Genomic DNA, 12,582 nt, shown 5'->3' on the forward strand with positions numbered 1-12,582 from the left:
GGATGGTGTTTCCGTCATGAAGCTTCTTCATGCTCGATTACGGCCACTGTGGCTCGCTGTCGTACTGACTCTCACGCTGGTGACCGGTGCGTCCGTCGCGCCGCCGGCGACGGCGCGCGCGTCGGCCCCCGCCGCGAAGTCGGTGTACATTCCCGCGAGATGGACCCAGACGGGCGAGGTGCCCTGGTCGGCCGACCGGAGCCGGGAGTCCACGAACTTCATCCTGCTGTGGGGTGAGAAGTCGGGCACCAATCCGGTGTCGGCGCCCTCGCCGTACAACTTCGACCCGAACAGTGTCCTCACACAGCTGGAGAGTCTCTACAGCTTCTACGTCAACACGATGGCCTTCACGCCGGAGACCGGGCTGCTGGCGCAGCACAAGATCATCGTGATCGTCACCCGGACCTGGAACCGCACCGAGCTGGACTCCTGGGCCAGTGGCGGATCGGTGGACAACAGGGTCGGCATCATCAATGTCGCCCCGGGTGCGGCGCTGCCCGGTTCGTGGGGGCTGGCGCACGAGCTGGCCCATGTCTTCCAGAACTACACGTTCCTGGGGCGTTCCGGTGCCGGCTTCGTCGATCCGAGCGCGGGCACGTTCTGGGAGACCGGCGCCGAGTTCATGGCGATGCAGGCGCTGCCCACCACCGCGGCGGGAGACCTGACCCGCTGGCTGCGTTCGGAGAATCTGTACTGGAGCTCCAGCCGGCATCACTACGGCAACTGGATGCTGGCGCAGTACATCAAGGACCGTGACGGACTGGCGATGTTCAACCGGATGTGGAACGAGGCACGCAGCACCGAACACCCGCTGGAGACGTACCGCAGGATCACCGGCATCAGCCAGTCCGAACTCGGCCGGCGGGTCGGCGAGTACGCCACCCGCACCGTCAACTACGACTTCGGCAACCGTGCGACCCTGATGCCGTTCCTCAACAACGTGTACGGAGCGGGTTTCCTCAACGCGTACAACGGCGGCAACGTCGAGGCCGTCGACCAGAACCTGAGCCACTACCGGATCAATCCGCGGATGGCGCCCTCGGACTACGGCTTCAACAAGATCAAGCTCGTTCCGGCCTCGGCCGGCGGGCTCGTGAAGGTCCGGCTGAAGGGGCATGCGGAGACCGGTGCGAGCGGCTGGACGTTCGGGCTGGTGGCGATGCGGGGCGGCACGGCACGCTACTCGGCGCTGACCTCGGGCACCGACGGGCAGCTCAGCTTCCAGCTGCAGTCCGGCGAGAGCGAGGTCTGGCTGGTGGTCACGGCCACCCCGACCGCGGTACCGCACTACGGCTTCCTGGACGGATACCCCAAGGCCCGGCGCTTCCCGTACGAGTTCCGCCTCTCCGGTGCCACCCCGTCCGGCTTCGAGCCCGGTCACGTCAAGCCGGCCGCGACCGGCGGCGGGCACTGGCACGCCAACGGCGGCGGCTGGGTCTCCAACACTGCCAGTGTCGCCGCTTCCGCCTATGTCGGCCCGAAGGCCGCGGTGTACGCGGGTACGGTCACCGGCAACGCCCGTATCGAGGGGCTCGGCTGGGTCAACGGCGGTACCGTCGGCGGCAACGCCGTGGTCAAGGACAACGCCCTGATCCAGGGCGGCGCCAACCTGTCCGGGAACATCGTCGTCGGCGGGGACGCCGAACTCGCCATCACCTGCAGCTCCGGTACCTACCTGATGTTCAACCCGGACCGGGCCTGCGACGGTGCGGGCGGTGAGTCCGACATCAACCCGTCGTTCACCGCCTTCCCCAGCGCCGATCTGGCGATCTCCTAGCCGGACGAGCCGCCTCGGCCGGCCCGGCCGAGGCGGCTCGTCCGAGCGCGCGGACCATCCGGTTCGGACGTTGGACTGTCGAAGTAACGAAGTTCCTGACAACGAAGTTCCTGACAATGAAGATCCTCCGTCGACAAATTCCCGGAGAATATTCTCGGTTCCGATTCGGCACGCCTTCATCAGGCCGGGAGAGGTGTTCCACCCGTCGCCTTGGCCGGCCATTCAAGAATCGCCGATCGATATCGGACCGAAAGCATTCCCGAAAAGCATTGTGATGCCATCGATGACCGTATAAACCCTTTTGTGAACTCGGACCGGGAGCGAATGCAGAAATGACGCACAACGAGATGTCCCGCCGCCGGCTACTGCGGTACGGAGCGGTGGCCGCCGGTGCGACCCTGGTCGGCGCCGCCGACACCGGAGCGGTAGCCGCGGCCCTGGACACCCCGGTGGGACCGGCCGCCGCCGTCGGCCGACCGCGGGTCAACCGTCTTCCGGTCCCCGCGTCGTGGCGGGCCGTCCCGTTCTCCCTCGACCAGGTCGACCTCGGGGCGAGCCTGTTCACCGAGAAACGTGACCGCGTCCTCGCCTACGCGCGGGAGTACCCCGTCGACCGTATCCTCAGTAATTTCCGCGCCGCGGCGGGACTGGACACCGGGAGCGCCGAGCCGCCGGGCGGATGGGACGACGCGACGGGCAACCTGCGCGGGCACTACAGCGGGCACTTCCTGTCGATGCTCGCCCAGGCGTGGGCCGACACCGGCGAGGCCGTGTTCAAGGACAAACTCGACACCGTCGTCGCCGGGCTCAAGGAGTGCCAGGACGCCTGGACCGAGCAGGTCGGCCGCCCCGGCACACCGCCGCCCCCGGCGGTGTGGTCGACCGGCAAGGCCGGAGGCGGGCTCGAACTCACCGGCGACGGCCAGTACGTCGGGCTGCCCGACTCCACCGTGGACGGCCTCGACACGTTCACCATCGCCCTGTGGGTGCGGCTCGCCGAGAAGCGAACCTGGTCCCGGGTGTTCGACTTCGGCACCGGCACCGGCACCTACATGTTCCTGACCGCCGACGACGGTACGGGACCCCGCTTCGCGATCACCACCGGCGGCAACTCCGGTGAGCAACGGATCCGGGGCACCGCGCCACTGCCGGTCGGGCAGTGGGTCCATCTGACGGTCACTCTCGCCGGCGGGACAGGGACTCTCTACGTCGACGGCGCGGTGGCCGGCACGAACGCGGCGATGACGCTGTCGCCGGCCGACCTGGGCGCCCCGAAGAACAACTGGATAGGCCGTTCCCAGTTCGGGGACCCGAACCTGGCGGGCACCGTCGACGAGTTCCACCTGTACGACCGCGCCCTCGACGCGGCGGAGGTCGCCGCGCTCGCGGCCGCGAGCGCGGACAGTGCCACACACGGCAACCTCGCCTGGTACCGGTTCGACGAGACGTCCGGCACGGCGGTCGCCGACTCCTCGGGCCGCGCCTGGGACGCGACGGTCGTCACCGGCCCCGGCGGCGCCCCCGGCCCGAGCCACGCCGGTTTCCTCGCGGCCTACCCCGAGACGCAGTTCGTCCAACTCGAGTCGTACGTGACCTACCCGGCGATCTGGGCGCCGTACTACACCTGCCACAAGATCATGCGGGGGTTGCTCGACGCGTACACGCTCGCCGGCAACACGACGGCGCTCGCCGTCGTGAGCGGGATGGGGGAGTGGGTGCACAGCCGGCTCGGCGCGCTGCCCCGCGAGCAGCTCGACCGGATGTGGTCGCTGTACATCGCGGGGGAGTACGGCGGCATGAACGAGGTCATGGCCGACCTGTACGCGCTGACCGGCGACACGACGTTCCTGGACACGGCACGCTGCTTCGACAACACCGGTCTGCTCGCCGACTGCGTGGCCGACACCGACAGCCTCGACGGCAAGCACGCGAACCAGCACATCCCGCAGTTCCTCGGCTATCTGCGCCTGTTCGAGAACGGCGGCGGCGAGGACTACCGGACGGCCGCGGTCAACTTCTTCGACATGGTCGTGCCGCACCGCACCTACGTGCACGGCGGCACCGGCCAGGGCGAGGTCTTCCGCCGACGGGACGCCATTGCCGGCAGTATCGTCACGACCACCAATGCCGAGTCGTGCGCGGCGTACAACATGCTCAAGGTGGCGCGGGGGCTGTTCCTGCACGCGCCGGACGCCCGGCTCTTCGACTACTACGACAAGACGCTGGTCAATCAGATCCTCGCCTCCCGGCAGGACGCCGACAGCACCGACGACCCGCTGGTCACGTACATGGTGCCGGTCGGTCCGGGCGTGCGGCGGGAGTACGGCAACACAGGCACGTGCTGCGGCGGCACCGGGCTGGAGAACCACACCAAGTACCAGGACTCGATCTACTTCCGGTCGCCCCGCGGCGACGTGCTCTACGTCAACCTGTACCTCCCGTCGACCCTGCGGTGGAGGGAGCGTGGACTGACCGTGACCCAGCGCGGCGACTACCCGAGGTCGGACACCACCACCCTGACGATCACCGGCGGCGGCCGGCTGGACCTGCGCCTGCGGGTGCCTTCGTGGGCACGGTCCGGCTTCACGGTCGGAATCAACAACCGGAAGCAGACGGTACGGGTGGGCCGCGACGGGTACGCGAGCGTCGACAGGACCTGGCGGGACGGCGACCGGGTCGAGGTCCGCTTCCCGTTCCGGCTGCGAGTCGAGCGGGCTCTCGACGACCCCGGTCTGCAGGCCCTGCTCTACGGGCCCGTCGCACTTGTCGCGAAGTCCGCGAGCCCGCAGGCCCTGCCGATGTCGTGGTACGGCTCCCTGAAGCTCTCCGGCGACCTCGCCGCTGCCGCCGAGGCGGGCGAGCAGCCGATGACGTTCACGGCCGGTGGTGTGCCGTTCGAGCCGTTCTACCTGGGCGACACCGACTCGTACCACGCCTACTTCCGCCGGGAGGAGCCGCGGATCGTGTTCGCCGGCACCGACGCGGGCGTCGCGAACCGCGCCGACGGAAGTGGCACGACGTTCCTCGACCGACTGTGGGAAGATGCCCCGTTCGCCGGCCGCCCGGCGTTCCTGCGGGCGGTGGCCGCCACCGCCCGCGAGTGGGAGAGCGCCGGGATGCTGAGCCGGGCGGAGGCCGCCGCCGTCACCGCGGCAGCGGCCGCGGCACGGATGACGTAGGAACGCGAACATCCCCGCCTCGCCCCCCCTCGACCAATGGACCGTGAGGTAGGAAAGGTGCCGACTGTGCAGACGCCGGCGATACAGATATCCGACCGGGCCCGGCCGTGTGACGCGGCCGGCGTCACGGTTGCCGTACGCCTGATGACCACGCCGTCGCCGGCGTCAGCGCGGCCGGCGCCGAACGCGGCGGCCACCCCGTACGCTCCCTTCGGCGTGCGGCCGGACGCCCGTGCGCCGCACCGCGGGATCGCCGCCGAGGGGGTGCCCGCGTGACGGCAGAACTCGACGCCTACCTCGCCTCCTTCGCCGAGCCGACCGGATACCTCAACTTCGGCAGCTACGGACCACCGTCGCGCGCGGTCGTGGAGACGATCGGCCGGCTCACGGCCGACGCGAGCGCCGGTGTCCCCTCGGCGGGACTGCACGCGGAGGACGAGAACGCCCTCGCGGCAGTTGCACGCCTCACCGGGTTCGACCGCGGTGCGGTGGTGCTGACACCCAGCACGTCGCTCGGCCTCCTCCAGATCGCCTTCGGCCTGCCGCGCGGCGCGGTGCTCGTGAGCAGTGCGGAGTTCCCCTCGAATCTGTACGCGTGGTGGCGAGCACAGGATGCGGGGCTCACCACCGTACGTACGCTGCGTACCGTGCCCGGGGACGAGCTCGCGCCGGTGACGCCCGAACGCGTGGCAGCCTCCCTCACGCCGGACACCGTCGCGGTGGCGGTCAGCGCGGTCGACTTCCGCACCGGGGTCCGCGCCGACCTGGCCGGCATCCGTTCGGCGATCGGCGACCGCCTCCTCGTGGTCGACGGAATCCAGGGATTCGGTGTCGTCGACGCCGACTGGACCCTGGCCGACGCACTCGTCGTAGGCGGTCAGAAGTGGCTCAGAGCGGGGTGGGGCACGGGCTTCGTGGCACTCTCCCCCCGGGGCCTTGCGTGCCTCCGGCCAGTTCTCGGTGGCTGGACCGGTGTCGAAAGGCCCTCGCACTACGACGGTCTGCCCCACGAACCGCTCCCCGGCGCGCAGCGTTTCTCGACGACCAATGGATCACCGTTCGCATCCGGGGCGCTCGCGACGGCGCTCGCACAGCTCGAATCGGTCGGGGTCGCCACCGTCCAGCGTCGCATCGAGGATACGGTGACCGCCTTCATCGACCGGCTCCTCGCCGCGGGCAAGCCGGTCCTGTCGCCCGTTTCACCGCACGAACGCGCGGGACTTGTCGTGGTGGGCATTCCGCACGGCGACGCCCCGGCGGTCCACCAACGGCTCGACGCGGCGGGCGTGACCGCAACCGTGCACGGGGACGACCGCATACGCTTCAGTATTCACGCCACCACCACGCCGACCGCACTCGACGCGGTCCTGACCGTTCTGGGTGGGCCCGCGTGATGTGGCGGGGTCAGCCCTTGACGATCGTGGTCTCGACACCGGGAATCCCCTTCTCCCACCAGTGCCGGTAGCGCCCGTACACGGCCGGATCGCGGTCGGCGAGCAGCGTGGACAGCTTCTCCGCCTCCTCGGTCAGGCCCTGCCACGCGGCCTTGCCGAGCGGGCGGAAGGCGGTCATCTCCAGCCCGCCGTCGACCGCGCGCCACACCCCGGCGACCTGCCCGTCGACGAGCAGGCAGGGCAGCATGTCGCCGTTGCGCCGGACGACCAGCGGCCGGTACTCCTGGGGCATGACCCGTCCGGGGACGGCGTGGGCCAGCAGCGTGCTGTCCCACATCGGCAGCAGCCGCGGCGGCGCCGGGGTGTCCTCGGCGGGCACGGCCGCTCCCGGCAGGTCGAACAGGGCGGCCCGGCCCGGACCTGCCACCCGCACCACCTGGTCTCCGAGCTCGTGCAGCGCCTGGGTGACCACCGCGCGCCCCAGCAGGGTGAACCGGGCGAAGTCCTGGGCCGACGCGGGCCCGAACGCCCGCAGGTGGGCGAGCAGCAGCCGCCGTACCCCCGCCGCCGCGTCCTGTGGCACGGCCCTGGGGGCCGTGGGCGGGGCGAGGTAGGCGTTCCGCTGGGTGAACGACCACGGGCCGCCGGTCGGCGCGTGATGTATCGGCGCGTACGTACGCAGCGCCCACCACACGCGGTGCGCGTGCTCGCCGAACCGCCCGGTGACCTCCGCTTCCACCTCGGCGCCGGTGCGGGGGCGGGCCAGGAATCCGGCGAGTTCCGGGAGCAGGTCGTCGGCGTCGGCGTGGGTCAGCTCCGTCGCGGTGAAGCGGCGGTCGTACAGCCGCGACGCCCGCAGCGTGCTCACCATGGCGGCGTGGTACGACGCGTAGTCCTCGGCGTGGACGGCGTGCAGCGTGATCCGCATGAGGGACGCCTTCACGATCCGGCGGTCCGCGAACGCCGCGTCGAGATCCTCGGGCGCGAAGTCCCGTACGCGGTTCCAGAGGGCCAGATACGGCGACGCCGGTGTCTGTGCCTGAATGGCGCAGACCCGGCGGACCGCCTCCGCCACGTCAAGACGCCGGCGTTCGAGCAGGAGCTGACGGTCCAGGGTGGACAGCAGGAGCTGTCGCGCGGTAAGGCTCATGGCCGGATTATGCCGCGTGCGTGGTTGGGCCATCGAGCCCTCCCGACAGGTTCCCGCAGCCCCGTCCACGCGCCCGGCGTGGACGGGACCTCAAACCATTGGGTACGGAGTGTCAATGACAGGCCCCGTGCTCGTTCGGGAGCCTCGAAGTCCGACAACAAGCTGGAAATATGCGGCGTTTGGGGCGCATGTGTGCCGTTGGGGCGATGATGGTCGCCCTCGTGAGAGGGGCGGCGAGTTCCGTCCAGGACGCGCGGTGGACGGACACGGGGTGGGTGTACTCCTCACAGGCCGCGTGCTTGAGGAGGCAACGGGCTTGATTCCCAGACAGGCCGATTGCGCGGGTGGTGCAGATGCGAGCCCCGAACTCGTTCGATCAGGAGCGCTATCTCTTGGGGCCGGCGCACGGGAACTCGATGCTGCGGGGGCGTACGCCGTGCTCTGGAGTGAGCGCTGTCGGCGCGCCGGTACCGGAGGGGAACACAGGTAACTCCAGCAGCAGTTCACCGCTGCCACGTATGCAAGAGGCGTTGCCCCTCAGGTCGAATCGGTAAGCACCGTGTGTGATCGCGCAGTACGATCACGTGACGTGCTGAAGGTTTCGGGTAAGCCGTGGAAGAGGGGCCGTGGCGATCTGCCGTGATGGCGAAGTCGGCCCCGGGCAGATGGCGCTGTCGCCTGCGACCGTCTGCCGTGCGGAGATTCGGTATGGACGTCTGGCCAACTCGCCCCTTACTGGCTCCGGCTTCGAAGACCGCAGGCTTCCACCCGCTTGCTCACGCTCCTGACGGCGGCTGGAACGCCCTTGCCGTCGGACTGCGACGTCATGACTGACCCCTGGAGGGCTCGTGAACACACGCGCCATCGAGACGCCGGCCCGGCGTCGCCGTCACGCCCGGCTGATCGCCTGGACACGGTGATGGATCTCAGGCTGACGGCGGCATGCCTGACGCTGCGGCGGGCCGCCGAGGCGGCCGGGTCACCCGCCGTCGCGCCGGCTGGGCGCATGCCACGCCGGGCGCGCTGCTGGTGACCGAGGGACGGCTGTTCACCCCGGCACCGTGGCCGGAAGGCGGTTCCCCTCCGGGAAAGCCCGGCCGGTGTTTCGTCGAATCGGTTGGCTCGGCTGCGGCGCCGGGTGGGGAACTGGCCTACGTCGAGGGCTTCGCCCTCGACGTAGTTGTCGGTGAGCCGCATGCCTGGTGCGCGGGGCCGGACGGAGCGGCCGGGATGTTCCCAGGTCAGGCGCCCCTTTCTCGTACACCTGGAAGAGGCCCAGCTTCTTCGGTGAGTACGAGACCAAGAGACGGCCGTGAGGCGACGAAGCCCCGCCATGGTCCGACGGGGCTTCTGCGCGCGGCCGCCGGAGAGCTGTCCCGTCCCTGATGAGGTGTGGACCGGTCCGCGGAATGCCGTCGTCGTCTGTTACTTGTCGACCAGCGACATGTGGTGCTCGTTGTAACGGTCTCCCTGAACCCCGACCCGGCCGGCGAGCTCGTTGAGGTCCGCCAGTTCGTCGGCCGACAACGGCAGCTGGGTGGCGCCGGAGTTCTCCTCGATTCGCGCGATGTGTCGTGTGCCCGGAATCGGAACGATCCATGGGTGCCGCGCGAGCAGCCAGGCGAGTGCGACCTGCCCGGGTGTGGCGCTCTTGGCTCGCGCGATGGTGGTGATGTGTTCGACGAGGGCCTGGTTCGCCGCGCGGTTCTCGGCCGTGAATCGTGGAATGTTCGTGCGGACGTCACCGGTCACGAACGAGGTCGACGCGTGCACCGTGCCGGTCAGGAATCCCTTGCCGAGCGGGCTGAAAGGCACGAATCCGATCCCGAGCGCCCCGCACGTCGGCAGGACCTCCGGCTCGGGATCCCGCGTCCACAGCGAGTACTCGCTCTGCACCGCCGTCAAGGGGTGGACCGAGTGGGCACGGCGGATGGTCTCCGCACCGGCCTCCGAGAGTCCGAAGCAGCGCACCTTGCCCTCCTGCACGAGCTCACCCACCGTGCCGGCGACCTCCTCGATGGGCACCTCCGGGTCGACGCGGTGCTGGTAGAACAGGTCGAGCCTCTCGACTCCGAGCCGTTTCAGGGAGGCCGCGGCGACGGCACGGATCTGCTCGGGCCGGCTGTTGAGCCCGGCGGGGGCGCCGTTCTCGATGCGGAATCCGAACTTGGTGGCGATCACGACCTGGTCACGCACCGGAGCGAGGGCCTCGCCGACAAGCTCCTCGTTGACGTAAGGGCCGTACACCTCCGCGGTGTCGAAGAAGGTGATCCCGCGGTCGACGGCGCCACGGAGTACGGCGATCATGTCGCTCCGGTCACCGGGGTTCGGCCCGTAGCTCTGGGACATCCCCATGGCGCCGAGGCCGATGGCGGAGACCCGCAGGTCGCGCCCGAGCGTTCGCGTGTGCATTGTTTCTCCTTGTCGAGGCCGGCACCGGCCGGCCGATGTCGAGCGCAGGACGGCCGGCCGCAGCGTCCTGCGTCGTTCCAGCGGCCCATGGCGCCCGGAGCGTGCGGTCGGTTCCTGGCGTCTCCGGTTCGTAACGGTGAACGAACAAGGCCGAGGGGGGATGCGCAGTCGGTGTTCAGGGCTTCCAGGTGGGCGAAGTGGTGCCTGGTGAGCCGGGATGCCACACTTCGTCGTCGAATGCGAGGACGATTCGTTCGCGCAGGCCGCCCTGCTCGAGCCGGGTATGGGCGGCAACCGCGTCGTCCGCACCGAAGGACATGGCGGCGCGCAGCGTGAGGGTGCCGTCTTCGACCTGGTCGCGCAGACGTACGATCGCGTCCCGGTCCGTCCGCCGTTCTCGCACGTTGAGGTGCTTGACCTTGATTCCGCGCCCTGGATCGCCGTCCCAGAAGCGCAGGATGCCGATCTGGCCGCCGTCACGCACGGCGGGAGCGATCTGCTCGTGCAGCAAGGCGGCATCAGCCACCGCGTCCACCGGAGTACCGAGCTCGTCGAGTACCCGGTGGGCGATGTCGGGGCCGCTCGGTATGAACACGTGCGCGCCGAGTGAGCGCAGGAGGTCGGCATCTTCCTCTGCCGCGACGGCCACGACGCGAAGGCCCGCCGCAGCGCCGAGTTCCACGAGGTATCCGCCGACCGATCCCGCAGCGCCTGTCACCAGGAGCGCGGCGCCCTCTGGCAGCCGGAATGCGTCGAGCACGTTGTGAGCGGTGAGCGCATTGTTGAGGAAACCGGCCGTCTCGGCGGCAGAGGCATTCGAGGGAGCGATGGCCACGGACCGCGCGGGAAGGGCGAGACGTTCGCTGTAACCGCCGTGCCTTCCGGCGCTGTCGACGAATCCCACGACATGGGCTCCGGGCACCAAGCCCAAGCGAGGGTCGACATCGCCGCCCACCTCTTCGACGGTACCGGCGACCTCCATCCCGGGGACGAAGGGCGGAGTGAGGCCCTGGTACATCTGCTCCAGCAGCCCGGACCTCACCATTGCGTCGACGGGATTCACTCCGGCGGCGTGCACACGGAGCCGCACCTCCTCGGCTCCAGGGCGCGGGTCGGGGAGTTCGAACGACTGCAGCACTTCCGGTCCGCCGAACTCGCTCAGTCCAATGACTTTCATCCGGCCCTTTCCTCACTTCTCGCGGTGTGACATGACGAGGCTTGACGAATTTCTCGCGCAAAGCCATCAGTCATCGTACCCAGGCACTCGATCCTGAAGGGGGGAAGGATTTTTCCCCGGATAAATCCTTCCCCTGCACACGGGTGGCCGACCGTGCAAGCTTTATCTGCATGGCTGCATCGTCCTCGGCAGGAATTCTCGCGTCCGGACGACTGCGCATGCATCGGTCCGGTGATTGATTGGTCCCGCGAAAACGATCCGTGGCGGCAAGGCTTGCCTACCGGCCGGCGTACGGGAAGTGTCCCGCCCGCCGGCATCGAAGTCAGCGGGCGGCGATGTAGCTGCAGGCCACTCAAGCGGTACGCCGACCATGAAGCCGGCTCCCCAGCTGCAGAACCGGACGGCAGCCGTGACTTTCTCCGCGCGGCCCGTACGCGACGTACTGCCGTTACCAGAGGGAAGAACCACCGATGACGATGACGTACAACCACCTCGGCCGGACAGGTCTGAAGGTGAGCAAGCTCGGCCTGGGGACCATGAACTTCGGCTGGGTCACCGACGAGTCCACCGGTTTCGCCATACTCGACCGGGCAGTTGCGGAAGGCATCAACTTCGTTGATACCGCCGATGTGTACGGCGGCCCCCAGTCGCCCGGCATGGAAGTGGGCTACGGCCTCTCCGAAGAGATCATCGGCCGGTGGCTGGCGCAGGGCGGTGGCCGGCGCGACCAGATCGTGCTGGCGACCAAGCTCTACCAGCCCATGGGCACCGGCGCGAACGACAAGTACCTCTCCGCCTACAAGATCCGCAAGGCTGCTGAAGACAGCCTCCGACGGCTGCAGAGCGACCACATCGACCTGTATCAGATGCACCACATCGACCGTTCGACACCGTGGGACGAGATCTGGCAGGCCATGGAGCAACTCGTCCGCGAGGGCAAGGTGACCTACATCGGCGCCAGCAACTTCGCGGGCTGGCACATCGCCACCGCCCAGCAGGAAGCCGGCAAGCGGCACTTCCTCGGGCTCGTCTCCGAACAGAGCCTCTACAACCTCAACGCCCGCACGGTCGAACTCGAACTGATCCCCGCGCTGCGCCACTACGGCCTCGGCCTGATCCCGTGGAGCCCGCTGGGAGGCGGCCTGCTCGGCGGCGCTCTGCAGAAGGCCGACAGCGGTCGGCGCTCGTCTCCCGAGTTCCGGGCCACTGTCGAGCAGTACCGGTCACAGCTCGAACCGTACGAAGCCTTGTGCGCGAGCCTCGGCGAGCGACCGGCGGACGTCGCCCTCGCCTGGCTGCTGCACAACCCGGCGGTCGCGACCACCATCGTCGGACCGCGGACGCCCGAGCAATTGCACCAGACGCTCCGGGCCCCGCACCTGACCCTGTCGCTGGAGACCCTTCGGCGACTCGACGAGATCTGGCCGGGGCCGGGAGGCGAGGCTCCCGAAGCGTACGCCTGGTAGCTGGGCTGGTGGTGAAGGGGCGTTTGC

At 69.3% G+C, this 12,582-nt stretch carries 7 protein-coding genes; 4 read left to right on the forward strand and 3 right to left on the reverse strand.

The features are described 5' to 3' along the window. Window positions 1-16 precede the first annotated feature (16 nt). The 3 genes from ACIBJC_RS08685 to ACIBJC_RS08695 all read left to right on the forward strand — a co-directional run bounded on the left by ACIBJC_RS08685 (window position 17) and on the right by ACIBJC_RS08695 (window position 6,350). Window positions 17-1,777, forward strand: coding sequence for a DUF6055 domain-containing protein (locus ACIBJC_RS08685; protein WP_399289630.1), 1,761 nt, complete (start codon window positions 17-19; stop codon window positions 1,775-1,777). 332 nt (window positions 1,778-2,109) lie between these two features. Next, the gene (locus tag ACIBJC_RS08690) at window positions 2,110-4,956 is read left to right on the forward strand and encodes a beta-L-arabinofuranosidase domain-containing protein (protein ID WP_399289632.1); all 2,847 of its coding nucleotides are present in this window, start codon (window positions 2,110-2,112) and stop codon (window positions 4,954-4,956) included. Between the two features lie 272 nt (window positions 4,957-5,228). Further along, complete coding sequence (locus ACIBJC_RS08695; RefSeq protein ID WP_399289634.1) at window positions 5,229-6,350, forward strand: aminotransferase class V-fold PLP-dependent enzyme; 1,122 nt, start codon at window positions 5,229-5,231, stop codon at window positions 6,348-6,350. Window positions 6,351-6,360: 10 nt separating this feature from the next. Here ACIBJC_RS08695 and ACIBJC_RS08700 read toward each other — a convergent pair whose 3' ends face one another. From ACIBJC_RS08700 to ACIBJC_RS08710, 3 genes are all read right to left on the reverse strand, one after another. Beyond that, window positions 6,361-7,500, reverse strand: a complete 1,140-nt coding sequence (locus tag ACIBJC_RS08700; RefSeq protein ID WP_399289636.1) for a winged helix DNA-binding domain-containing protein — start codon at window positions 7,498-7,500, stop codon at window positions 6,361-6,363. A gap of 1,425 nt (window positions 7,501-8,925) precedes the next feature. Continuing rightward, complete coding sequence (locus tag ACIBJC_RS08705) at window positions 8,926-9,912, reverse strand: aldo/keto reductase (protein ID WP_399289638.1); 987 nt, start codon at window positions 9,910-9,912, stop codon at window positions 8,926-8,928. Window positions 9,913-10,087: 175 nt separating this feature from the next. Beyond that, on the reverse strand, window positions 10,088-11,089 hold the full coding sequence (locus ACIBJC_RS08710; RefSeq protein WP_399289640.1) for an NADP-dependent oxidoreductase: 1,002 nt from the start codon (window positions 11,087-11,089) through the stop codon (window positions 10,088-10,090). Window positions 11,090-11,565: 476 nt separating this feature from the next. Between ACIBJC_RS08710 and ACIBJC_RS08715 the strand changes: the two genes are divergently transcribed. Beyond that, window positions 11,566-12,555: an aldo/keto reductase gene (locus tag ACIBJC_RS08715; RefSeq protein WP_399289846.1), complete on the forward strand. Its 990-nt coding sequence runs from the start codon at window positions 11,566-11,568 to the stop codon at window positions 12,553-12,555. Window positions 12,556-12,582: the final 27 nt, after the last annotated feature.

Origin of the sequence: Streptomyces sp. NPDC050509 (assembly GCF_044457965.1) — a bacterium.
GTDB lineage: Bacteria > Actinomycetota > Actinomycetes > Streptomycetales > Streptomycetaceae > Streptomyces.

What these genes read in the sequence shown, in the direction of transcription:
- ACIBJC_RS08685 (WP_399289630.1), top strand. Translation starts at nt 17, where the DNA reads ATGAAGCTTCTTCATGCTCGATTACGGCCACTGTGGCTCGCTGTCGTA.
- ACIBJC_RS08690 (WP_399289632.1), top strand. Translation starts at nt 2,110, where the DNA reads ATGACGCACAACGAGATGTCCCGCCGCCGGCTACTGCGGTACGGAGCG.
- ACIBJC_RS08700 (WP_399289636.1), bottom strand. Translation starts at nt 7,500, where the DNA reads ATGAGCCTTACCGCGCGACAGCTCCTGCTGTCCACCCTGGACCGTCAG.
- ACIBJC_RS08705 (WP_399289638.1), bottom strand. Translation starts at nt 9,912, where the DNA reads ATGCACACGCGAACGCTCGGGCGCGACCTGCGGGTCTCCGCCATCGGC.
- ACIBJC_RS08710 (WP_399289640.1), bottom strand. Translation starts at nt 11,089, where the DNA reads ATGAAAGTCATTGGACTGAGCGAGTTCGGCGGACCGGAAGTGCTGCAG.
- ACIBJC_RS08715 (WP_399289846.1), top strand. Translation starts at nt 11,566, where the DNA reads ATGACGTACAACCACCTCGGCCGGACAGGTCTGAAGGTGAGCAAGCTC.